The 21,518-nt window shown below is 59.5% G+C and carries 21 protein-coding genes; 9 read left to right on the forward strand and 12 right to left on the reverse strand.

Annotation, left to right across the window (positions count from 1 at the left end; all coding sequences use genetic code 11):
- Window positions 1-402: 402 nt before the first annotated feature.
- Both ACRESJ_RS20675 and ACRESJ_RS20680 read left to right on the forward strand, forming a co-directional pair.
- Window positions 403-819 carry an organic hydroperoxide resistance protein gene (locus ACRESJ_RS20675; protein WP_431759554.1) on the forward strand — a complete coding sequence of 139 codons (417 nt, stop codon included), beginning with the start codon at window positions 403-405 and terminating at the stop codon, window positions 817-819.
- A gap of 688 nt (window positions 820-1,507) precedes the next feature.
- Window positions 1,508-2,155, forward strand: coding sequence for a hypothetical protein (locus ACRESJ_RS20680; RefSeq protein WP_431759555.1), 648 nt, complete (start codon window positions 1,508-1,510; stop codon window positions 2,153-2,155).
- Window positions 2,156-2,184: 29 nt separating this feature from the next.
- Here the strand turns inward: ACRESJ_RS20680 and ACRESJ_RS20685 are convergent, their stop codons facing one another.
- The gene (locus ACRESJ_RS20685; RefSeq protein WP_431759556.1) at window positions 2,185-3,093 is read right to left on the reverse strand and encodes a LysR family transcriptional regulator; all 909 of its coding nucleotides are present in this window, start codon (window positions 3,091-3,093) and stop codon (window positions 2,185-2,187) included.
- Window positions 3,094-3,230: 137 nt separating this feature from the next.
- Between ACRESJ_RS20685 and ACRESJ_RS20690 the strand changes: the two genes are divergently transcribed.
- The 3 genes from ACRESJ_RS20690 to ACRESJ_RS20700 all read left to right on the forward strand — a co-directional run bounded on the left by ACRESJ_RS20690 (window position 3,231) and on the right by ACRESJ_RS20700 (window position 6,423).
- A complete protein-coding gene (locus ACRESJ_RS20690) occupies window positions 3,231-4,286 on the forward strand; it encodes a tartrate dehydrogenase (RefSeq protein ID WP_431759557.1) in 1,056 nt (351 codons plus the stop codon).
- Window positions 4,287-4,391: 105 nt separating this feature from the next.
- A complete protein-coding gene (locus ACRESJ_RS20695; RefSeq protein WP_431759558.1) occupies window positions 4,392-5,720 on the forward strand; it encodes a dicarboxylate/amino acid:cation symporter in 1,329 nt (442 codons plus the stop codon).
- Window positions 5,721-6,171: 451 nt separating this feature from the next.
- On the forward strand, window positions 6,172-6,423 hold the full coding sequence (locus tag ACRESJ_RS20700; RefSeq protein ID WP_431759559.1) for a DUF2790 domain-containing protein: 252 nt from the start codon (window positions 6,172-6,174) through the stop codon (window positions 6,421-6,423).
- 49 nt (window positions 6,424-6,472) lie between these two features.
- On the opposite strand, the gene ACRESJ_RS20705 is transcribed toward ACRESJ_RS20700, so the two are convergent.
- The 5 genes from ACRESJ_RS20705 to ACRESJ_RS20725 form a co-directional block, all read right to left on the reverse strand.
- A complete protein-coding gene (locus ACRESJ_RS20705) occupies window positions 6,473-7,423 on the reverse strand; it encodes a LysR family transcriptional regulator (RefSeq protein ID WP_431759560.1) in 951 nt (316 codons plus the stop codon).
- 194 nt (window positions 7,424-7,617) lie between these two features.
- Window positions 7,618-8,568: an aldo/keto reductase gene (locus ACRESJ_RS20710; RefSeq protein WP_431759561.1), complete on the reverse strand. Its 951-nt coding sequence runs from the start codon at window positions 8,566-8,568 to the stop codon at window positions 7,618-7,620.
- Window positions 8,569-8,600: 32 nt separating this feature from the next.
- Window positions 8,601-10,061: an efflux transporter outer membrane subunit gene (locus ACRESJ_RS20715; RefSeq protein ID WP_431759562.1), complete on the reverse strand. Its 1,461-nt coding sequence runs from the start codon at window positions 10,059-10,061 to the stop codon at window positions 8,601-8,603.
- 19 nt (window positions 10,062-10,080) lie between these two features.
- Window positions 10,081-11,580: a DHA2 family efflux MFS transporter permease subunit gene (locus tag ACRESJ_RS20720; RefSeq protein WP_431759563.1), complete on the reverse strand. Its 1,500-nt coding sequence runs from the start codon at window positions 11,578-11,580 to the stop codon at window positions 10,081-10,083.
- Window positions 11,580-12,698: an HlyD family secretion protein gene (locus ACRESJ_RS20725; protein ID WP_431759564.1), complete on the reverse strand. Its 1,119-nt coding sequence runs from the start codon at window positions 12,696-12,698 to the stop codon at window positions 11,580-11,582. The genes ACRESJ_RS20720 and ACRESJ_RS20725 overlap by 1 nt, the downstream gene beginning before the upstream one ends.
- Window positions 12,699-12,959: 261 nt before the next feature.
- Here ACRESJ_RS20725 and ACRESJ_RS20730 point away from each other — a divergent pair, with 261 nt between their 5' ends.
- Together ACRESJ_RS20730 and mug are read left to right on the forward strand one after the other, a co-directional pair.
- A complete protein-coding gene (locus ACRESJ_RS20730) occupies window positions 12,960-13,586 on the forward strand; it encodes a TetR/AcrR family transcriptional regulator (RefSeq protein WP_431759565.1) in 627 nt (208 codons plus the stop codon).
- Complete coding sequence (mug, locus tag ACRESJ_RS20735) at window positions 13,579-14,097, forward strand: G/U mismatch-specific DNA glycosylase (RefSeq protein ID WP_431759581.1); 519 nt, start codon at window positions 13,579-13,581, stop codon at window positions 14,095-14,097. The genes ACRESJ_RS20730 and mug overlap by 8 nt, the downstream gene beginning before the upstream one ends.
- On the opposite strand, the gene ACRESJ_RS20740 is transcribed toward mug, so the two are convergent.
- The 6 genes from ACRESJ_RS20740 to ACRESJ_RS20765 form a co-directional block, all read right to left on the reverse strand.
- Window positions 14,091-14,612 (reverse strand): cytochrome C, encoded by a 522-nt coding sequence (locus ACRESJ_RS20740; protein ID WP_431759566.1) that lies wholly within the window; start codon window positions 14,610-14,612, stop codon window positions 14,091-14,093. The genes mug and ACRESJ_RS20740 overlap by 7 nt on opposite strands.
- 143 nt (window positions 14,613-14,755) lie before the next feature.
- The gene (locus ACRESJ_RS20745; protein WP_431759567.1) at window positions 14,756-15,277 is read right to left on the reverse strand and encodes a methylamine dehydrogenase light chain; all 522 of its coding nucleotides are present in this window, start codon (window positions 15,275-15,277) and stop codon (window positions 14,756-14,758) included.
- 18 nt (window positions 15,278-15,295) lie between these two features.
- On the reverse strand, window positions 15,296-15,928 hold the full coding sequence (mauD, locus tag ACRESJ_RS20750; protein WP_431759568.1) for a methylamine dehydrogenase accessory protein MauD: 633 nt from the start codon (window positions 15,926-15,928) through the stop codon (window positions 15,296-15,298).
- A gap of 5 nt (window positions 15,929-15,933) precedes the next feature.
- The gene (locus ACRESJ_RS20755; protein WP_431759569.1) at window positions 15,934-16,473 is read right to left on the reverse strand and encodes a MauE/DoxX family redox-associated membrane protein; all 540 of its coding nucleotides are present in this window, start codon (window positions 16,471-16,473) and stop codon (window positions 15,934-15,936) included.
- 14 nt (window positions 16,474-16,487) lie between these two features.
- Window positions 16,488-17,639, reverse strand: a complete 1,152-nt coding sequence (locus ACRESJ_RS20760; protein WP_431759570.1) for an amine dehydrogenase large subunit — start codon at window positions 17,637-17,639, stop codon at window positions 16,488-16,490.
- Between the two features lie 468 nt (window positions 17,640-18,107).
- Window positions 18,108-19,589 carry a PAS domain-containing sensor histidine kinase gene (locus tag ACRESJ_RS20765; RefSeq protein ID WP_431759571.1) on the reverse strand — a complete coding sequence of 494 codons (1,482 nt, stop codon included), beginning with the start codon at window positions 19,587-19,589 and terminating at the stop codon, window positions 18,108-18,110.
- Between the two features lie 354 nt (window positions 19,590-19,943).
- On the opposite strand from ACRESJ_RS20765, the gene ACRESJ_RS20770 reads away from it, so the two are divergent.
- Both ACRESJ_RS20770 and ACRESJ_RS20775 read left to right on the forward strand, forming a co-directional pair.
- Window positions 19,944-21,107, forward strand: a complete 1,164-nt coding sequence (locus tag ACRESJ_RS20770) for an acyl-CoA dehydrogenase family protein (RefSeq protein WP_431759572.1) — start codon at window positions 19,944-19,946, stop codon at window positions 21,105-21,107.
- A 37-nt stretch (window positions 21,108-21,144) separates the two neighbouring features.
- Window positions 21,145-21,516, forward strand: a complete 372-nt coding sequence (locus ACRESJ_RS20775) for a hypothetical protein (RefSeq protein ID WP_431759573.1) — start codon at window positions 21,145-21,147, stop codon at window positions 21,514-21,516.
- The last annotated feature ends 2 nt before the right edge of the window (window positions 21,517-21,518 follow it).

Genomic DNA, 21,518 nt, shown 5'->3' on the forward strand with positions numbered 1-21,518 from the left:
GGGAGCTGGCTTGCCAGCGATGACGGCCTGACAGCCGACCCGATTTCCCGGATGTACTCGGTCCCCTGTGGGAGCTGGCCTGCCAGCGATGACGTCCGACCAGCCAACCCGATATTGCGGATCTCCCAATCCCTGTGGGAGCTGGCTTGCCAGCGAAAATCGTCAACGATAACCCGCCAATCCTGACACCCCTCGGCGCCTTTGGATTTTTCGCTGGCATGCCAGCTCCCATTACAGGGATCGCGTCCAAACAGGTGGCCTTTGTCGGATCAGCCATCGTTCTGACCGACGACGTCTATATTGAAAGACCGCACTTGGAGCACAGGTAACAAATGCTGCGGACAACCCCTATTTCTGATTCACCTGAAATTGCATAAACCTCAATTCAATCAGGAGATCATCATGACCCAGCTCGACAAAGTTCTGTACACCGCCAAAACCCATACCACGGGCGGCCGGGATGGTGAATCGCGCAGTTCCGACGGCATTCTCAATGTGAAACTGTCGTCCCCGGGCGCGGGCGGCGGGGGGACCAACCCCGAGCAACTGTTCGCTGCCGGCTGGTCCGCGTGTTTCATCGGCGCAATGCAGGTCGCGGCCAGGGAAATGAAGGTGACGCTGCCCAAGGATGTGGCCGTTGATACCGAGGTCGACCTGGGCACCAATGAAGGTGGCTACCTGCTTCAGGCGCGACTCAATGTCAGTTTGCCGGGGCTGGATCGCGAAACCGCGCAGAAAATTGTCGAAACCGGCCACCAGTACTGCCCGTACTCGAAGGCTACGCGCAACAACATCAATGCGGTCGTCAAGCTGGTCTGAAAGTGAACTGAAAAGGTCCTGGCGACTGAGTTGCCAGGACCTGACTGAAGCGACAAGTATCCGTTTCTGTTTTCCATTATTCCGTATTTTTTTGATTGAACGGTCAACTAGTTGGTCGTGTATTTCCTGTCAATTTTGGTTCGCTCAATCTTTTAGTATTTTACGTTTTCAAAAAAAGTATGACTGTTTACAGGGCGTGGGCGTAATTTGGATCCCTTCAGGGATATTGCGTATTTCACTTGTTCAGAAACTAGTGGATCCAATAGCCAGTATCGAGTTAGATGTAATTCCAAGCAGCTCAGTTGGAGTAGGCCTTCGCGGGAAAGTTGACGGCCTAAATGGGCTGTACTCCAAAGACCGTTTGTCGGTAGTTTGGTTGAGAAACTGAACATTTCGGGTCTGCAGGCCTCAGATTCTGCAGCACGCCAACCTTGGCTTGCTGGTGGAACCGTCAGGAAAAGTGGAAGTAAATCTCAAATGCAGTGAATGCAGTTGGGGTTTTCTTTATCCGAAATCCCAGAGGTGCTAACTAAGGTTTCAGTAGTTACCTGACTGGATAAATAGAGTTTAAATAATAAATCTATTGTCTGGCATTCTTATATGAGCAAGGTCAATTGGCATCGTATGAATACATAGATATTCGACTGCCTGGCCGGTGTGTACTATCGAAAAGGGTGGAGAAAATACCGTGGCGATAAATACAATCATGAGCCTTATCGAACATAAAGAATTCATGGAGTTTTTGCGACTGGGCGTTGTGTATGTCCATCTGGTCGCCTGTTGCGTTGCACTTGGCTTAGTGTTGACCAGTGATGTTGCAATGGTCAGAGACATACTCAAACGCAAGACGTTCACGGAACATGACACCGCGCACATGGAAAGTCTGCAGAAATCTGTCGTCCTTGCATTGATCTGTTTGTGGGTCACAGGTACTGCCATTATCGGGATCGACTACCTGGGCAAAGGCATGGAGTACTTCATGAATCCGAAGTTGCAGGCCAAGGTGATCATTGTGGCGTTGCTGACTTACAACGGCGTCCTGTTGCATCGACTGGTATTGCCGGCGCTGCAAAAGGCGGGCTCCTTGCTTGAGCTTGAATTCAGCGCACGGATGATGGCCCTGTTCTGTGGTTCGCTGTCTGCAGTGTCCTGGTTGTATGCCGCCATGCTCGGCGTCGGACGTCCGTTGGCCTGGAAATACTCGCTCTCGGAACTATTGATGGCATATCCGGTGTTGATCGTGCTGGGCTTTGTGGCAATGCTGGTATTGACCCAGCGCGCCAAGCGCCAAAACTCGATCATCGAGCCACAGTGGACAACTGGAACGGCGCACTAAGTGTCAGGCGATGGTGTTGGGGTCAGCAATTAGCTGTCCTCGACGCTATCGATATGCTTGAACCGTTCAATCAGAAAATCAATCAGGCTGCGCACTCGCGCTGATAAGTGCAGTTGTTGCGGGTACACCGCATACACGTCGGCGCGGGTCGGCGTCTGGTCTTCCAGCACCAGGCGCAGGCGGCCACTGCGCACATACCGGGCGATGTCCCATTCGGCCCGCAGCAAAATCCCATACCCCTCCAGCGCCCAGTTCAACGCCACCTCACCGTCGTTGCAGCCCAGGGCTCCATGCACCTTGATGTTTTCGGTATGCCCGCCGTTGGTGAAACTCCAGACGCCGTAGGGCGACTCGTTCTGGCGGATGAAAATGCAGTTGTGCTGTTGCAGCTCGGCAAGTTTTTGCGGGGTGCCGTGTTTTTCAAGATACAGCGGCGAGGCACACAGCAAGCGGCGGTTGGACGCGATCTTGCGGGCATGGAACGCGGCATCGGGCAGGGTGCCGAAACGAATGCCGAGGTCGAAACCGTGGGTCGCCAGATCCAACGGGTGGTCGCTGATTTCCAACTGGATTTCCACCTCGGGGTACTGCGCGTAGAACGCGGCCAGGGCCGGGCCGATATGGCGTCGACCGAAACCGAGCGACGCATTGACCCGAATCAGCCCTTTGGGCGTGGCGCGGCTGCTGCTGACCAACTGCTCAAGCTCATTGATCTGCGTGAGAATGCGCGCCGCCTGGGAAAAGTACAGCTCGCCCTCGGAGGTCAGGCTCATCGAGCGCGTCGTGCGATTGACCAGACGGATACCCAATCGCGCTTCGAGGGCCGTCAGGCGTTTGCTCACCGCAGGCGGCGTGATGCCGAGCTCCCGGGCGGTCGCCGCAAGGCTGCCTTTGTTGGCCAACAGGTAGAAAAACGACAAATCCAGGGTTTGGCTCATTCGTAACTCAAAGTTATTTATGTAGTGATTTTGAGGAACTCACACCTATTTGTTCACTACATATACTCCGCTCACACCCCGCCTGAACAGCCCGGTTCGACGGGAACAACAAGAAATCGACAAGAGTGGAGTCAACAATGAGCGCATACAAAATTGCTGCAGTGCCAGGTGACGGTATCGGTGTGGAAGTGATTGCCGCTGGCGTCGAAGTGCTGCAAGCCCTGTCGAAAAAATCCGGCTTCAATCTGGATTTCAAACACTTCGATTGGAACTCCGACAACTATCTGAAAAACGGTTACTACATTCCCGAAGGTGGCCTGGAAGAACTGAAGACTTTCGACGCGATTTTCTTCGGTGCTGTCGGTGCGCTCAACGTGCCGGATCACATTTCGCTGTGGGGCCTGCGCCTGCCGATCTGCCAGGGCTTCGACCAGTACGCCAACGTGCGCCCGGCCCGCGTCCTGCCCGGGGTGAAAAGCCCGTTGCACAACGGCGATCAGATTGATTGGGTGGTGGTGCGCGAGAACTCCGAAGGCGAGTACTCCGGCAACGGCGGACGTGTGCACCGAGGCCTGCCCGAAGAAGTCGCCACCGAAGTGTCGGTGTTCACCCGGGCCGGGGTCGAGCGCATCCATCGCTTCGCCTTCGAATTGGCCCGCAGCCGCCCGCGCAAGCACTTGACCATGGTCACCAAGTCCAACGCCCAGCGTCACGGCATGGTGTTGTGGGACGAGATTTTCTACGAAGTGGCCAAGGATTTTCCGGACGTGAAAATCGACAAGGAACTGGTGGATGCCGTGACCACGCGCATGGTGCTCAAACCGTCGACCCTGGACGTGATCGTCGCCACCAACCTGCACGCCGACATTCTCTCGGACCTCGCGGCCGCGCTGTCCGGCAGCCTCGGGATCGCGCCGACCGCCAACCTCAACCCGTCGCGCAAATTCCCTTCGATGTTCGAACCGATCCACGGTTCGGCTTTCGACATCACGGGCAAAGGCGTGGCCAACCCGATCGCGACTTTCTGGACCGCGGCCATGATGCTTGAACATCTGGACGAGGCCGCTGCGGCCAAACACTTGATGTCGGCCATTGAGGCGGTGACCGAAAGTGGCTTGCACACCCCGGACCTCGGCGGCAACGCCACTACCCGCCAGATCACCGATGCGGTGCTTGCACTGATCAATCGCTGATTATTCGGCAATTCAAAGTAGTACTGCGGCACGACGCCAAGGGGCAGGTGAGTGAGCCTGACCCCTTGGTCTTTCCTGACAACAATAAAAAATCAGGGCCCTGTCATGAAAAGAATATTTGGCAAACTCTACGTACAAGTGCTCATCGCCGTGATCCTCGGCGCCATCGTCGGGGTGTTCGTTCCCGAAACCGGAGCCGCGCTCAAACCCTTGGGCGATGCGTTCATCAAACTGATCAAAATGCTCCTCGCGCCAGTGATCTTTTTGACCGTGGTCACGGGCATCGCACGCATGGAAAACATGAAGGAGCTGGGGCGTGTCGGCTTTCGCGCGCTGCTGTATTTCGAAGTGGTGTCGACCCTGGCGCTGGTGGTCGGCCTGGTCGTGGTCGATGTGTTCAAGCCCGGCGCGGGCATGAATATCGATGTTGCGACACTGGACACTTCAAGCCTGGCCACCTACACCACGGCGGTGAAGCATGCTTCGTTCATGGATTTCGTCATGAACATCATTCCCGACACCATCGTCGATGCCTTCGCCAAGGGCAACGTCCTGCAAATCCTGCTGTTTTCAATACTGCTGGGCATTGCCCTGGCCCATGTGGGACCGCGCGGCAAAGCCTTTGTCGATACGCTCGATAGCCTGATGCAGGGCATGTTCCGCATCGTCAACATGGTCATGCGTCTGGCGCCGATCGGTGCCTTCGGCGCCATCGCCTTCACCATCGGCAAGTACGGCTTCGGCTCGTTGTTCTCCCTCGGCAAACTCATGGCCTGCGTGTACCTGACGTGCGCCGTGTTCGTGATCTTCGTGCTCGGCCCGATCTGCCGTTACAGCGGCTTCAGCCTGTGGAAGTTCCTCAAGTTCATCAAGGAAGAACTGTTCACCGTACTGGGCACCAGCTCTTCGGAATCGGTGCTGCCGCAGATGATCTCGAAGATGGAAAAAGCCGGCGTGTCCAAGCCAGTGGCGGGGATGATCATTCCGTCAGGGCTGACATTCAATCCGGACGGACAGGCGATCTATTACACCATCGCGGCGATTTTCATTGCCCAGGCAACCAACACGCCGCTGACCCTGACCGATCAATTGATCGTGCTGGCGGTGCTGATGTTTACCTCCAAAGGTTCGGCCGGAGTCACCGGTTCCGGTTTCATCATCCTGGCGGCCACGTTGTCCTCCCTGGGCACCATTCCGGTGGCGGGCATGGTGTTGTTGCTGGGCGTCGACCGGTTCATGTCCGAAGCACGGGCGATCACCAATACCATCGGCAACGGCGTCGGCACCATGGCGATTGCCAAGTGGGTCGGGGCGCTGGACACGGAGAAAATGCGCAAGGCGCTTGATGGTGAGGTTGTGGAGCAAAAGCCTGAGGTGGGTCAGGCGGGTGTTGTGTTTGCGGCGCCACCGGAGAAGGCTTTGCAGAGCGTGTAGGCGCTGCTGCAGGTTGCGATCTTGCTGTTAAAAATCAAAAGATCGCAGCCTCGTTGCACTCGGCAGCTCCTACAGAGATTGCGGACAACTGTAGGAGCGAGGCTTGCCCGCGAAGAGGCCTTCACCTTCAAAGAAGATGTCGAATGTGCTGCCGTCATCGCTAGCAGGCTAGCTCCCACAGGTTTTCGTGTCGTTTGCGGGTTTGGTGTACGACACAAACCCTGTGGGAGCGGGCTTGCACGCGATGGCGTCAAGTCAGTCACCATCTTCTTGTCTGACCCACCGATTTCACGGGCAAGCCACGCTCCCACAGAGGGAATGCATTCCCACAGGGACACCTCGCATTCCCATGCTTTTTGACAACAGTGTATGTCTCACACCTGTCTGTTTAGCCCCGTCCCAAAGCCCTAGCATCGTCTCCAACAACCTAGCCAACGAGACGGTGAACACCATGAACATCTCAAAAATCGCAATGATCCTTGCCTTCAGTTGCCTCGGCACCCAAGCCTTCGCCGAAGAAAACAGAACCCCCGTCGAGACCTACACCTACGGCTCGCACCTGGACATCAAGAAGGTCATCGCCGTCAGCGACGTACCCAACGAATGCGGCCCGGTTCCGGCGCAAATGACTTACGAAGACTCACAGGGTCAACGCCACGTGATGCAGTATCAGGTCATGGGCAACGGCTGTTCCAACGGTTGATTTTCGTGCGGGCGATGGAGGGTCGACACTCCATCCGGGCGGTGCGGTATCACTTGGAAGGCTTCAGTTTTTTTGACGAGCAGGCAACTTTTTCATCGGCAGCCAACAACCCGGGTATGTAGTCCTTGAGAAACTCCACCCAGGTTTTTATTTTTGCATCGACGAATTTTCGCGAAGGGTAGATGGCGAACAGGCTCAACTCTTCAAACTGGTATTGCGGTAGCACCCGCACCAAAGAACCCATCTTGAGGCCGTCAACGGCGGACGCCACAGGCTGAATCCCGATGCCCATGCCATGGGTGAGGGCAACGGTCATGGCGTCGGCGGTGTTGATTTGAAACGGCGACGTCGGGGTGCTGATGGTCTGCGTGCCTTCAGGTCCTTCGAATACCCAATGCTCCACCGGCATGGGCGTGTTCACGAGTCGCAGGCAATCATGGGCCGCAAGCGAGGCCGGCGTGTCGGGTATTCCGCGTTTCTTCAGGTACGCCGGCGAGGCGCAGAGGATGCTGTAGGTGATGCCCAGCCGCTGGGCGATAAAACCCGAATCGGGCAAGTCCCGCGCCAACACAATCGACATGTCATAGCCTTCCTCCAACAGATCGGGCAGTCGATTGCTCAGGGTCAAATCAAACAACACCGAGGGATGCGTCTCTCGGTATTTTGCGATGGCATCGATCACGTAGTGATTGCCGATGGCCGACATTGAATGAATCTTCAAGCGGCCAACAGGATTGACCTGCGCCGTGCCTGCTTCCTCTTCGGCTTCGCGTAACTCCTCCAGAATTTTCTCGCAGCGTTGCAAATAGCGGGCACCGGCTTCGGTCAACGCCAGGCGTCGAGTCGTGCGGTTGATCAGGCGCGTTCGCAGCCGGGCCTCCAGGCTCGATACCGCTTTGGAAACGTTGGTCGTGGTGGTGTCCAGCAACTGGGCCGCTGCCGTAAAACTACCGCTTTGGGCGACCGCCGTGAAAAAGCGCATGGTCTGGAAAACATCCATCGTTTTCACCTCAATGGAAGAGCGAAAAAAAGGGACGGTCCGAGCCGTCCCTTGTACTGATCGTTCCCACGCTCTGCGTGGGAATGCAGCCCGGGACGCTCCGCGTCCCAATCAAGAGCCGAACGCGGAGCGTCCGTGGAGGCATTCCCACGCAGAGCATGGGAACGATCTAACGTGTCGTCCCTTGTCGTGCATTACAGCTTGCGGGGGATGAATCCGGGAACCCCCGTCTCTACCACCGAGTTGAAGCGTATCCGCGTTGTGATCTCTTCGCGAATTTCCTGCATGGCCCTGTGGGGCAGGGTAGCAATGTCGAAGTTTTCCTGGATATGGCTCAGCGTTGCCGAGGTGGTCAGGAAGGCGACACCTCGTTGCACAGCCCAGGCCAGTGACACCTGGGCCGGGGTGCGCTGCAAATGCCGGGCGATGCTGGTGATCACGTCGTCTTCCAGCACGTTCGGCTCCATGCCGTGGCCGAGTGGTGCGAAGGCAAGGACGATAATCCCATGCTCTTTGCAGAACTCCAGCAGCTCCCATTCCGGCAAGTAAGGGTGCGATTCAACTTGCACCACGGCAGGTTTGATCCGCGCCTCGGCGACGATTTCCTTGAGCGCCTCCAACGTGATGTCGGACAAACCGATGGCCTTGCAGCGGCCTTCATCCACCAGTTGCTCAAGCGCCCGCCAGGTTTCGATCAGTGTTATGCCGCCGTCGTAGCGCACATGACCGAATGCGTCTCGCGGGTCCTGGTCATCGCCGGCTTCAAAGGCGAAGGGCGTGTGGATCAGGTAGCAATCGATGTAATCCACCTGGAGCCTGCGGCAACTGGCTTCAAACGCCGGCAGGACGCGCTCTGGACGATGGTTGGTGTTCCACAGCTTGGTGGTGATGAACAGGTCTTCACGCCGTGCCTTGCCCGCTTCCATGAACGCTTGCAGGGCAACGCCGACCATTTCCTCATTGCGATAACGTTCGGCGCAATCGAAATGCCGAAAGCCGGTTTCCAGTGCCTGGGTGATCGCCTGGGTGGTGACGCTCAGATCCTTGAACAGGGTGCCAAAGCCAACGGCAGGCATCTTTCCCGAACCGTTGTTGAGCGGGAATTGGGTATCGCGAAGTTCATCGTGAAAGGCTTCGTAGGACATCTCTCTTACTCCAAAAACCGAGGCCGCAGCCTCTACTGATACGAGCGTTTGGTAACTTCGGAACTGGCCAGCCGTTGCTCGAATACGCCAGCGCTGTTGCCGCCGAGGGCGACAAACAGCTGCACCGTGTCGAGGAACTGCGCGGTCTTCACCTGGATCTGACCCAGCAGTGCTTGCTGATAGGCGCGCTCGGCTTCCAGCACCTGGAGGATGCTGTTTTCACCTTGCGCATAGGCTTGCTGGTTCAGCTGCAAACTGGTTTCGGCGGCGTTCAGCGCTTGCTGCTGCGCCTGGTTTTGCTCGGCGTCGTGGTTGATCGCCTGCAAGGTATCCGCGACCTGACCGAACGAGGCGATCACCGTCTGCTGGTAACCGGCGAGCGTGGCCTTGTAGCCGTCGACGGCGGCCTGACGCTCAGCTTCGAGGGTGCCACCGTTGAAGATCGGCGCCGTCAGCCCCGCAGCAAAACCCCAGAGTGCCGCGCCGCCATTGCCCGACGCGGCCTGGAGTAGCGACGCAGACAGCGTTACGCGGGGATAGAGGTTGGCAGTCGCCACGCCAACGGCGGCGCTGGCGATGTGCAGCTCGGCCTCGGCTTGACGCACGTCCGGGCGGTCGTGGGCCAACTCGGAGGGCAGGCTGACCGGCACGTTCGACGGCAAAGTGAATTCCGCCAGATCGAACTCAGGTGCGATCCAGTCCGCGGGACCCTTGCCCGTCAGGATCGACAGCGCGTGGCGCGCCGCATCACGTTGCTGGGCCAACGGCGGCAGCAGCGTGCGGTCCTGGGCGAGGCGGGTTTCGGCCAGCGACACATCGATCTGCGTGGTCGTGCCGTTGGTATGAGCGGCGCGCACCAGTTCGAGGTTTTTGGCGTCATTGGCCAGCAACTTCTCCACAGCGTTCATTTGCGCGTTGGCGGAAGCGATCAGCAACGCCTGGCTGGCGACATCGCCGGTCAGGGTCAGGTACGCCGCTTCGTAACGATGGGTTTGCAGCTCGGTAAAGGCCTGCTGCTGTTCGACCAACCGCTTGTTGCCCCCGAACACATCCAGGTCGAAGGCGACCCGTGGCCCGATTGCATAGAAATTGGCGATCGAGGGTTCCTTGGCGTTGTGCAACCGCTGGCGTCCCGCAGCCGCCGCGAAGTCGACCTGCGGATACAACGCGCCTTGTGCCGCTGCGACAGAGGAGGCCGCCTGGCGAATGGTGGCGTCGGCGGCGACCAATCCAAGGTTGCCGTCGATGGCCCGGTGCACAATCTGATCGAGCTTGGGCGAGCCGAACGCCGACCACCATTGGCCACGGACATTTTTGCCCAGTTCGATGCGCTGCTCGCCGCTCTGGCCAAGACGTTGCTCTGCTTGTTGGTCATAGTGCTGCGACTGGCTCGCCGCAGGGGTTTGAAAATCCGGGCCGACGGTGCAGGCAGAGAGAAAAACCAGCGCCGACAATGCCGCGATTTTCGGTTGGAACAGAAGACGGGATTTCATTGGGCACGCTCCACAAAAACTATTTGGCCGCAGCGGGTTTGCGAAGAAAGACAATCAGCGGACTGACCACCAGCATCACCACCAGCAAAATCTTGAATTGGTCGACAACAGCGATGAACGCGGCTTGGTGGGTGATCAGGTGGTTCAGCCCTTCAAGTGCCGGCAAAGGCATCGATGCCGTGCCGAAATGGGCGGCGGCGCGATAGGGCGTGACGTTGCTGGCCAGCGCCATGTGCATCGCCTGGGTGTTGTTGAAGAAAAACAGCTGCACGATCGCCACGCCCAGGGTGCTGCCGTAGACACGCGCCAGGTTGAACAGGCCGGTACCTTCCGGGCGCAGCGTGGGGTCGAGTGTGCTGAAGGCCACTTTGGTCAGCGCCGGCATCAACATGCCCAGGCCGACACCCTGGATGGCACCGGCAACCGCCACGGGCGACCAGTCCATCAAGGGCGAATAACCGAGCATCAACCAGTTGGCATACACCACCGTGGCGACGCCTGCCGCGACGAACAGCCGGCGGTCGAAACGCTCGGGCACACGCCCCATCAGCAGGAATGCACCGATCAATCCGAGACCTCGCGGTATCGTCAGGGCGCCGGTGGTGTCAGGCGGGTAGCCGAGGATTTCGTCGAGCATTGGCGACGTCAGCGCCATCGTCGACAACAGCACGAAACCGAGGGCGAAGAACATGACCGTCGACAGCACGAAGTTGCGGTCTTTAAGCAGGTGCTTGTTGAGGAAGTGCACCTTCTTCGTCAGTACATGCACGATGAACAGGTACAAGCCCAACGCACTGGCCAGCGCTTCGACCCAGATTTCAGGGGAGTCGAACCAGTCCAGGCGCTCGCCGCGGTCGAGCAGCATTTGCAGGCTGATCAACCCCAGCGTGAAGCTGCCGAAGCCGAAGAAGTCGAACGACGGTGCCTTCTCGGCTTTTTTCTCGGCCAGCAACAGCGCCACGATCAGGAAGATATATGCCGACAGCGCAAGGCTGACGTAGAAGATCGGGCGCCAGTCAAAATGCTCGGCGATCCACCCACCGATGCTCGGGCCGCTGACGATGCCGAACAGCACGATGGCCGTCCAGGTTGCGCCAAATTTCATGCGCTTTTCGGGTGCCAGTGTTTCCATGGCAATGGCCATCGAAAGCGGCGCCAACACACCACTGGCAAGCCCTTGAATGATGCGCGCACCGATGAATTCCAGCGGCGTTTCGGCCGCCGTCGCCAGCAGCAAACCGAGGACAAACATGGTCAGTGCCACTTGATACACAAACTTCAAGCCAAAGCGCGCGGCGAGCCACTGGGCAATCGGCATGGTGATGGCGCTTGCGGCGAGGTACGCCGTGAAAATCCAGCCCGCCTGATCGTCCGTCATCGACAAGCTGCCCTGGATATGACGCAGGACCGCATTGGGCAACGGCAGGTTCGCCGACTGCATGTAAGTGGCAAGCAGAACGGCCAACCTGAGCGAGCGCGTACTGCTTGCGTGCGGGGTTGCATCTGCATGGGTGTTCATCAGAAGTTACCTGCGGTCAACAGCGACTTGAGCGGGTGCCACCACGGCGTGCGGTAACCGGTGTCGACCTTGACCGTGGCGCTGGTGCCGGAAAACAGCGGCAGGGCAGCGTCAATTTCTTCGAGTTCCAGCCGTACCGGCACCCGCTGCACAACCTTGACCCAGTTGCCGGTGGCGTTTTCCGGTGGCAGCAGGGCGAAGTCCGATCCGGCGCCGGGGCTCATGCTGGTCACGCGGGCCTTGAACACCCGATCAGGGTAAGTGTCGATGCTGATCGTCGCTTCCTGCCCCGGGCGCATGTGGGTGACCTGGGTTTCGCGAAAGTTGGCCTCGACCCAGATCTCGTGATCGGAGATCAGCGCAAAGGCGGGCGCGCCGTTGTTGAGGTAGTTGCCCACCTGCAAGTCGTCGACCTTGGCGACAATGCCGTCGGTAGGCGCATAAACCGTGGCGTACGAGAGGTAAAGCTGCGCCTCATCGAGCTGCGCCTTGGCTTCGCGCACCGTTGGGTGGTTATCGGCGTCGATGTTCGGGTTGCCATTCAAGGCCACGACGGTGCTGGCGATCTGTTGTTCGATCGAGGCGATGCGTTGCCGGGCGACCTTGAGGTCGGTTTCGGCGCGTTCGTAAATGGCCCGGGAAACGAACTCCGTCGCGACCAGCGCTTTCTTGCGGGCGAATTCCTTTTGATCGAAGTCTGCCGACTCTTTGGCCGATTGCAGTTCAGCCTGCTGCTGGCGGTAGCTGGCCTTGAGCCCGTCGATGCGCAGGCGTGCGATGTTGAGCTGGGCTTCAGCACGATCGATCGCGATCTGCAAGGGCTTGGGGTCGATGCGAAACAGCATCTGGCCCTTGGTGACCTTCTGATTGTCCTCGACGGCGATTTCAACAACTTGCCCGGAAATTCGCGCATTGATGGCGGCCTTCGCCACTCGGGCGTAGGCGTTGTCGGTGGTAACGAAGGGCGCGCCGGCCAAGTAATGGGCGTAACCCACCGCTGCGAAGAGGGCAGGCAGGCCCACCATCAACCAGGGGCGCAGTTTTTCCTTGAGCGGTTTCTTGATGGGCGAGGGGGCCTCGAAGGTCTGCGAAGCCGGGATGTCGAACTGTTTAGTCATGATCGAATACACCTGAACCGGGAATTCGGGCCTGCACGATCGCCTGGCGCCGACGTCAATGAATGGGGTGGGAAAGCACTGCTGAACAGTCAATCTGCAGGCGGTTGGGAGGATCGCTCCGCCGCCTCTGTTTCGTCGTTGCAACGCCCGGTTCGAGCTGCGCTTGAACAAACATGGATCAAGGAATTTGTGGTTCCTTATTTTTGTGCGATGGTGTAAAAATATCCCCGCATTCACCTTCCTGCAAGGATTTTGTACGACATGGCACAAAATAAAGCGACAGAAGGCAAAGGCCGAGGCCGCCCCCGCGCCTACGATCCACAGACAGCCCTGCAACAAGCGCTTGGTGTGTTCTGGAATACCGGCTATTCCGGCGCGTCCCTGGACAGCATCGCCACGGCGGCGGGGATGAACCGCCCCAGCCTCTATGCCGCCTTCGGTGACAAGCACGCGCTCTATATCAAGGCGCTGGAGCAATACTGGGAGTTCGCTGCCACCGCCATGCAAGCGGCGTTGACCAACAGCGAACTGCCGTTGCGCGAGGCATTGATGCAGTTTTATGAGGGGCAGCTGTCGATCTACTTCTCGGGTGATGGGCAGCCGCGCGGCTGTTTTGCAATCGGCACGGCGACCACCGAGGCGGTCGAGGATCCGGAAATCCGCGAGGTGCTGAGCGATCGCTTGAGCACGCTCGACGCCAATCTGGAAACGCGTCTGCGCCTGGCAGTCGAATCCGGAGAGTTGAAAGACGATGTCAACGTGGCGGCCCTGGCCGTGCTCGCGTCATCCTTGCTGCACAGCATTTCGATCCGTGCACGGGCCGGTAAATCCCGCGCAGAGTTGAGCGAGCTTGCACGGGATGCGGTTGGCGTCATTTGCGGTGAGTGAGGGGCTTGAAGATATTCTGGCCGAGCGGCTGGCGGTGGTGTTCTGTGGCATCAACCCAGGCATGACCGCCGCTGCCCAAGGGCACCATTTTGCGGGGCACAACAATCGCTTCTGGCGCACTCTGCACCTGGCCGGATTTACATTGCAGGAGATCCGCCCGGAGAACGATCGGACGATCTTGCAGTATCACTGTGGATTGACGGCGGTGGTCGAACGACCGACGGCGCGGGCGGATCAGCTGTCGCACAGTGAGTTCATCGCGGCGGCTGCGAATTTTGAACAGAAGATCGCCCGCTATGCGCCACGTTATGTAGCGTTTCTCGGCAAGGCGGCTTACTCGGCGTTATCCGGCCAGCGAGAGGTGGCGTGGGGGCTTCAGAGCAAGACCTTCGGCAATGCCGTCGTGTGGGTCTTGCCCAACCTGAGTGGTCGCAATCGTGCGTTCAGTCTTGAGCAACTGGTAGATGCGTATCGTCAACTCAGGCTGGCTGCTGTCGGGGTGGATCAGTAGTTCATGCCGTCGTCGATGGCGATGCCTTGCGCCCGCATGGCCTTGATCAGCTCACTGCGAGTGCCGGGCAGGTTGAGCATGGTTGTGGCGCGCAGTGTCGCGATTTCTTCGGCGGTGTAGGGCTGGTAATGCTCTGGCATGCTCTTGCCGGCCATGCCGTCTTCGCGCATGAGCCAGTTGAGCAGGTCCGCCAGTTGCGCGTTGTTCAATGCGGATTGGGACATGCCAGGTACTCGCACCAGGAATTCACGACCGCCGGGGACTTTCAGGAAGTTGCCGACAAAGCCTTTCATCCTGGGCGTGTCGTTGGCGGCGGAACCCGTGCCATCGCCCAAATGGCAGCCGGCGCATTGCAACTGGTAGTTCACGCCAACGCCGTAGTTAGCCTCGGCGATGGGTTTTTGCGGTTCTTCATTGCCCGGCGCATGGCGTTGCGCGGGGTTGGGAATGGCCCGGGCGTGAGCGAGCGGGGCGATGAAAAGGCAGGCCAGGCTGAGGATTAACAAGTGACGCATGACAAACCCTTCTTGTTGTTGTGCCCTGAAAAGATCGCAGCCTGCGGCAGCTCCTACATGAGCACGCGGTCAATGTAGGAGCTGCCGCAGGCTGCGATCTTTGAAAAAAAGCCGATTACCGAAGCAACCGGCGATACAGCGCGTTAAATCGCTACGCCACGGATGACCGAAACGGTGCAGTGGTAGATGTGCGATTTGGCGGCCAGGCACCAGTTCACATCGTTGTTGTTGAACGGGCGGTAGGCCGGTTCTTCACTGTCGTTACGGGTGCAGGCGCACTGGGTGCAGCTTTGCTTACCGCAGCAGTCGTTGTACGAAATGATGTAGTCCTTGCCGTCGGCCGGGTTGCGGCAGGTGCCGATCCAGCTGACCTGCGAAGCCTCGGTGCCTGGAGGGCAGGAGGTCACCGAACCACCGCAGCAGCTGCACAGAAAGCCGTCGATGGAGCAGTAGCGCCAGTAGTCGCAGCTGTTCGGATCACCAGGGTCACCGGCCTTCGGGTCGGTGGCGGCCAGCGCCTTGCTGGTGCGATCCAGCGGCAGCAGCAAGGGCAGGGCGGCACCGGCCACCATCAGCGAACCCATGCGCGACAGCAGTTTGCGGCGCGAGGTGGTGTCGGCAACACGGCGCGTCGAGCGCTCGAACAACAGATCCAGCAGTTTCATAAACGTCTCCCTGCCTTATCAGTGGCTATGGCTATGGCCGTGGCTGTGGTCATGATCGTGGGTATGCGGTTGGGCGTTGAGGTACTGCTGCAGCGTGGCGTGCTTCAGATGCTCAACTTCGAACAGGCTGTCCAGGTGCTCGCGGGAGTTGACCAGGCCCTTGGCGCGCAGGGTGCCGGACTTGTCGATCAGCGCGGCGTACGGCAGCTTGCCGATCTGGTAGGTCATGCCCACTTCCGGGCCGACTACATAGGTGGCGTCTTCCAGTTTGTGCTCGCGGATCAGCGCCTGCTGGGCGTCCATGTCGCCATCGCTGACGAACACCACGTCCAGGCTACCGGCCTGTTCCCTGGCGATGGATTTGATCGCCGGCAGCAAGGATTTGCAGATCGGGCAAGTCGGCGAGAGGAAGAACAGCAGTTGCGATTTTTCACCGGCATAACCGAAGTTCACCGGGCGACCGTTACGGTCAGCGGCGGTGATTTGCGGGGCCGCTTCGTTGACGGCAACGCCCTTGTCGACCATCAGTGCGCCGGCCGGAGCCAGGCGACCGTGCAGCACGCCGATCTGACGGACCAGGCCCATGACGACGAACGCCACAGCCACCAGCAAAACCCAGAGCAGAACGTTGGAAACTATCAAGCCTTCCATTTTGATTACCTACCAATCAATTTGAGCAGAAGAGGGGAGTTCGCCAGCAGGCCATCGGCCGCGGCGTAGATGAGCAGCGCGACAGCGGCGGCAGCCAAGGTCACGAAGCCATCGAACACAGTCATGTCACGTACCACCGGCGCCACGCTGGCCAGCAGCGCGACGGCCACCAGCACACTGTTGCGCAGCAGCAGGATCGGGCGCAGCGGTTGCGCCTGGTCCGGGCCGGCACAGCCGCAGTCGATGTCGCGACGACCGCGCCACAGGTTGATGCCAATGGCAGCCGCGTATGCCGCCAGCAGGCCGGCAGCACTGAACGCCGCCCAGGCCCGGCTGAACGGAACCAGCAGCGCGAAGGCAATGGCCAGTTCCAGCAGCGGGATCAACCGAGCGCTCGGACGCACCAGCGCAGCGGGCAGCAGTTGGTAGTCCGCCAGCTGTTTGGCGAAGCGTGCCGGTGCCCGCACCTTGTGGGTGGCGGCACTGGCCAGCAGCGCCGAAATGGCGAGTGCGCTGGCTATGATGAAGATCGGATCAGATTGCATGGCCGAAACCTCGTTTAGTAGCTCATGACCTGAGTCGCGGTTTTAGCGACCTTGGGCATGGAGTCTTTGTGCTTGTTGGTCTTGAGGTCGAAGATCTGCAAGCCACCTTCGACGTCAGCACCCAGCAACAGCGGTTTGTCGTCGCCGGTAGCTTGCATGCTCCAGATCGGAGCCGGGGCTTCCAGGGTGGCGATTTTCTTGCCGGTCTTCAGGTCGAAGGCCCAGATGAGGGTGCTCGGGTCTTCCCACTTCATCGGTTCGTGAGCGTCATGCATCAGCACGTACAGGCGGTTCAGCTTCGGCGCGACGGCCATCAGCTGCCAGCCGCCCGGTGCCCAACCGGCTTTCTTTTCCTCGTCGGTGGTCAACGACCAGCTCGGCAGGACTTTCGGTGTTTCGCCGGAGAAATCCACGGCGCGCACGGTGCCCGTGGTAGTGGTGAAGTAGTAGGTGTCGCCGATGTTGACGGCGCGCTCCACCAGTTTCTCGGCGTTCGGGTCGAAGAACGGCGTGCGGTTGCGCGCGGTTTCCTGGCCCTGGTCGTTGAGGGTCACCACTTGCAGGCTGCCGTCACCGCACAGCGAAGCGAAACGGCGCTTGCCGACCGGGTAGTTGAGTACGCAGCCCGGGATCGCGATTTCGGTCGCGACCGCTTTGGTCTGGGTATCGACCACGGTTACCGAAGTCGATGGGGTGAAGTTGTAGATATAGACGAAGCGGTCATCGCCGCTGGTCTTGAGGCCGTAACGCTGAGTCAGCGTTTCGGCGCGCTTGTTCGGGATCAGCACTTCCCAGTCTGGCGACAGGGTCGAGGTGTTCCAGGCGGTCAGCACGTCGGTGCGGGTGCCGCGGGTACCACGCGAGTACCAGATGTCGGCGGTGTACAGCTGCTTACCGTCATGGCTCAGGGTAGAAGGCGCGGCAAAACCGGTCGGGACCATGCCCAGCACGCGTTTCTTATCCGGGTCGACCACAGTAACGCGGCCGACGACGAACGTATCGAACTCCACATCGACGATATACGCGCGATGCGGTTCAGCGGGGAAAGCCAGGGTGGTCTGGCCGACGCCGGTGTCGGCAGGCAGCTCCGCACGGGCACTGTTCAAACCGAGTACAAGCAGGCTCAGGCCTAGCGCTGACTTTACGGAGATCCTGTTTGTTCGCATAAGGGGAACTTCCTGAATTGTTGTTAACGCGGATCGCGGGTGGTGGGCAGATTCTGACCATTGAATAGTGCCTCGCCCGGCAATCGGGGGAATTGCCCTGCCTGCCAAGAGATTGTGTATGTGTGCCAGTGTCGTGGGATTGGGGGTGGGAGGTGATAGGCGGGGTGTTGGAATCGGGATGCGCGAGCGGGCCCTTTGTGGGAGCGAGCCTGCTCGCGATAAGGCCGGCACCTCCAGTGTCAATGTCGCCTGATACTCCGCCTTCGCGGGCAAGCCCGCTCCCACAGGTCCAGTGGGTGTACGCAAATTCTGCGACCAACCAAAAACACTGTGGGAGCTAGCCTGCTAGCGATGGCGGAGTGTCAGGCGACATTGATACTGGAGGTGCCGGCCTCATCGCTAGCAGGCTAGCTCCCACAATGGACAGTCTTCCTCTGTAGGAGCTGCCGCAGGCTGCGATCTTTTGCTTTATAGGGCGGGCGTCAGGGGAAGGGTAAAACTGAACACCGCCCCACAAGGCTCCAGGTTCTGCGCCCAGATATCGCCGCGATGGCGGCCGATGATGTTCTTGCACAATGCCAGGCCGATGCCGTTGCCGCTGACCTTGGACGAGAAGAAGCCATCGAACAGTTTTTCCTGCGCCTGGGCCTGGATGCCGCGGCCACGGTCTTCGATGCGCACCAGCGCGACACCATCATCTGCGCTGGCATGAATGCGCAGCACGCGGCGTTCGATGGGCAGGTCGGCCATTTCTTCGATCGCATTGAACGCCAGGTTGAGGATCACCTGGCCGATGAGGACTTTTTCGCAACTGACCCATAGCGGCCCGGGGGCGGTGATGACTTCTACCTTTATCACGCTCGGGTCGGCCCGCAGGCTGATGAAATAGCGGGTTTCGCGCAGCAGCTCATTGAGGTCGATCAGTTCTTCGCTCTTCTCCAGCTTGACCACGTAGTCGCGCACACTCTTGATGATCACCGAGGCATGCTCGATCTGCCGCACGGCGTTCTGCAAACCCCAGGTGACCCCCTCGTCGGTGCCGCCCGCGTTACCGAGGCGAATCACCGTGCCTTCGATGAAGTTGCGGGTCGCGGCCAAGGGCTGGCTCAGCTCGTGGGCGATAGCGACGGCCATTTCACCCATGGCGTTGTAGCGCGCCAGGTACTCCAGCTTCTGCTCGCTGACCCTTCGTGCCTCTTCGGCTTGCACCTGTTCGGTGACGTCGCGAAACAGCAGCAGATGACCGACCAGGTCGTCTTCAATCTCGATGTAGCGGCACGTTGCGTCGTGCCAGCGCCACTGTCCGTCACGCCGTTGCACTTTGTAGTGGACGCTGAAGGGCGCGTGTTCCGGAGTTTCATTGGCGAACTGCTGCCCCAGGCGCTGGCGCGAAGCCTCGTCGCACCAGGCGAGGAAGTTTTTCCCCATCAGTTGATGCACTTCACTGTTGAGCAAGTGCGCGCCGGAGTCGCTGATAAAACGGATATCGCCTTCGGGACCGAGCACCGCCACGCCTTCGGCCAAATCCTGCATGAAAGCCTTGAGGCGACTTTCGAAACGCTTGAGGTCGCGCTTGACCTTGTCTTCCTTGGAAATGTCGCGGAACTGCACCATCAGCACATCGCGACCGTCCAGATGCACCAATGTGGCAACGGCCTCGGACAGAATCTCCACTCCCTGCTTGGAGCGGTAGCACCACTCGATTGCCCGTTGCCCGGTGCGGGCGGCGCCTTCAAGCCAGCGTAAACCGACCGAGCGCCGGTACTTCGGGGCATCACGGGTCATGTCCGGCGCTTTGAGTGGCGTCAGTTCTTCCAGGGTAAACCCCAGCGCCGCCAATGCCGCGGCATTGGCCCACAGAATCTCCTTGGTGTGTGCATCGTGAAGAATGATGCACAGCGGCATGGCTTCGATCAGCGCATAAAAGTCGTTCGGTTTTGGCAAATACATCGTACAGCCCTTGGCGACAGAGGGTTGCGACCGGTTCAGTCGCAAGTATGGCGTTTTATACCCGCTCGCGCATGGGGATGCGCTCAGAGGTAACGGGTGTTGGCCTAGGGGTTTTCTTTAGTTGGGGGGCTGCACGCACCAATAGTTGTGTCGTGGTGCGGTTTTTACACTGGACCTCAATGCAAGGGTGACCACGCAGATCCCCTGTAGGAGCGAGGCTTGCTCGCGAAAAACGTCTGAACAACGCGGCCATCCAGACTGGGCTCGTTATCGTTGACGTCCATCGCGAGCAAGCTCGCTCCTACAGGTGGTAACGGTTAAGCCCACTAACAATAAGCAAAACGGAGAAAGCCCATGCTGCGTTCAGCGGTCGCGCAACAAGACGCTCTGATCGGCGTTGACGAGAAGGGCGTCGACAGCCTCGCCTTCGCTCAGGTCCTGGAAGAAGTGCGCCAGCGTCGTAACGAATTCGACGCTGTTTCCCATGTGCCACGGGACATGATCGAACGCTTCAAGCAGGTGGGCATCTACCGTGCCGCCACGCCGAAATGCTTCGGCGGTGACGCACTGGCCCCGGGCCTGTTCCTGCAAATGATCGAGCGCATCTCCGAAGCTGACGGTTCAGCGGGCTGGGTGGCCAGTTTCGGCAGCGCCGGTGTCTATCTGGCCGCTTTGCCCCAGGAAACCCTGGCCGAACTCTATGCCGAGAGCCCTGACCTGGTATTCGCCGGTGGCCTGTTTCCATTGCAACCTGCAGAAGCGGTAGAAGGCGGCTGGCAGGTCAACGGCACCTGGAAATTCGCCAGCGGCTGCAAAGGCGCTGATCTGCTCGGTGTCGGCATCGGCGCGGCGGGCGGTAAGCCTCGCACTGCCGTGTTCCGCCCGGATCAAGTGGAAATCATCGAAAACTGGGACGTGGTCGGCCTTAAAGGCACTGGTAGCCATGACCTGCGTGTGACAAACAAATGCGTCGACGAGCGCTGGACCTTCATCCGTGGCGGTGCTTCGACCATCGACGAGCCGCTGTTCCGCTACCCGTCGATCGCCTACGCCGCGCAAGTGCTGGCCGTGGTCAACCTGGGCCTTGCCCGCGCTGCCCTCGACGAAATCAGCCGCATGGCAGGTGGCTCGGGTATCACCGGCGCGCCGAAACTGTCCGACCGCGCCTACGTTCGCATCGAAATCGCCAAGGCCGAAGCCAAGCTCGCCGCCGCCCGTAGCTTCTTCTACAGCACCACCGAACAGGTGTGGGAATCGATCCTGGCCGGCAACCCGGTCACCCCGGAGCAAACCAGCCAACTGCGTCTGTCGGCGATCCATGTGTCCCAGGCCGGCGCCGCCGTCGTGCAGAGCGCCTACAGCCTGGCCGGCACCACCGCCATTTACCTGCACCACCCGCTGCAACGCTACCTGCGCGATTCGATGGTGGTGACCCAGCACGCCTTCCTCAGCGAAGGCCTGTACGACGGCGCAGGCTCGGTGTTCCTCGGCGTGCAGCCGTTCCCGGGCTACATCTGAATTTAACGATTTCATCACTTATTCAAGGATCAACAGCATGTCCCAAGCTACCCAGGAACCGTTGCGCGTCGTCTTCTGCATCGGCATTACCCAGAACTTTTTCGACCTGCCCACCGGTGAAGGCCTGAGCGTGTGGAAAGGCTTCAGCCAGATGATGGGCGACCTCGGCGCCATGCCTGGCATCACCGTGCTCGGCGCCATGGACGATGACCGCCTGATGGTCGGCCCTTCGACCACTTCGCCATGGACCGTCTACATCATGGCCGACGTCGACTGCCACCAGTCGGTGATCGACGCCTGCAACCTGTTCCGCACCACGCCGGTCAACGAATACAGCCTGTGGCGCTACGCCAAGGTAGAAGCGCGCATCGGTCGCCCGCTGACCATTCCAGATGCGGCCAAGGTGTAAGC

This window comes from Pseudomonas sp. (assembly GCF_050739655.1).
Lineage (GTDB): Bacteria > Pseudomonadota > Gammaproteobacteria > Pseudomonadales > Pseudomonadaceae > Aquipseudomonas.

Excerpts from the sequence above, each read along its gene's own strand:
- ACRESJ_RS20675 (WP_431759554.1), top strand. The coding sequence starts at position 403 with ATGACCCAGCTCGACAAAGTTCTGTACACCGCCAAAACCCATACCACG.
- ACRESJ_RS20760 (WP_431759570.1), bottom strand. The coding sequence starts at position 17,639 with ATGCGAACAAACAGGATCTCCGTAAAGTCAGCGCTAGGCCTGAGCCTG.
- ACRESJ_RS20745 (WP_431759567.1), bottom strand. The coding sequence starts at position 15,277 with ATGAAACTGCTGGATCTGTTGTTCGAGCGCTCGACGCGCCGTGTTGCC.
- ACRESJ_RS20710 (WP_431759561.1), bottom strand. The coding sequence starts at position 8,568 with ATGTCCTACGAAGCCTTTCACGATGAACTTCGCGATACCCAATTCCCG.
- ACRESJ_RS20695 (WP_431759558.1), top strand. The coding sequence starts at position 4,392 with ATGAAAAGAATATTTGGCAAACTCTACGTACAAGTGCTCATCGCCGTG.
- ACRESJ_RS20685 (WP_431759556.1), bottom strand. The coding sequence starts at position 3,093 with ATGAGCCAAACCCTGGATTTGTCGTTTTTCTACCTGTTGGCCAACAAA.
- ACRESJ_RS20755 (WP_431759569.1), bottom strand. The coding sequence starts at position 16,473 with ATGCAATCTGATCCGATCTTCATCATAGCCAGCGCACTCGCCATTTCG.
- mauD (WP_431759568.1), bottom strand. The coding sequence starts at position 15,928 with ATGGAAGGCTTGATAGTTTCCAACGTTCTGCTCTGGGTTTTGCTGGTG.
- ACRESJ_RS20765 (WP_431759571.1), bottom strand. The coding sequence starts at position 19,589 with ATGTATTTGCCAAAACCGAACGACTTTTATGCGCTGATCGAAGCCATG.
- ACRESJ_RS20775 (WP_431759573.1), top strand. The coding sequence starts at position 21,145 with ATGTCCCAAGCTACCCAGGAACCGTTGCGCGTCGTCTTCTGCATCGGC.
- ACRESJ_RS20725 (WP_431759564.1), bottom strand. The coding sequence starts at position 12,698 with ATGACTAAACAGTTCGACATCCCGGCTTCGCAGACCTTCGAGGCCCCC.
- ACRESJ_RS20705 (WP_431759560.1), bottom strand. The coding sequence starts at position 7,423 with ATGGATGTTTTCCAGACCATGCGCTTTTTCACGGCGGTCGCCCAAAGC.
- ACRESJ_RS20770 (WP_431759572.1), top strand. The coding sequence starts at position 19,944 with ATGCTGCGTTCAGCGGTCGCGCAACAAGACGCTCTGATCGGCGTTGAC.
- ACRESJ_RS20730 (WP_431759565.1), top strand. The coding sequence starts at position 12,960 with ATGGCACAAAATAAAGCGACAGAAGGCAAAGGCCGAGGCCGCCCCCGC.
- ACRESJ_RS20690 (WP_431759557.1), top strand. The coding sequence starts at position 3,231 with ATGAGCGCATACAAAATTGCTGCAGTGCCAGGTGACGGTATCGGTGTG.
- ACRESJ_RS20700 (WP_431759559.1), top strand. The coding sequence starts at position 6,172 with ATGAACATCTCAAAAATCGCAATGATCCTTGCCTTCAGTTGCCTCGGC.
- ACRESJ_RS20715 (WP_431759562.1), bottom strand. The coding sequence starts at position 10,061 with ATGAAATCCCGTCTTCTGTTCCAACCGAAAATCGCGGCATTGTCGGCG.
- ACRESJ_RS20720 (WP_431759563.1), bottom strand. The coding sequence starts at position 11,580 with ATGAACACCCATGCAGATGCAACCCCGCACGCAAGCAGTACGCGCTCG.
- ACRESJ_RS20740 (WP_431759566.1), bottom strand. The coding sequence starts at position 14,612 with ATGCGTCACTTGTTAATCCTCAGCCTGGCCTGCCTTTTCATCGCCCCG.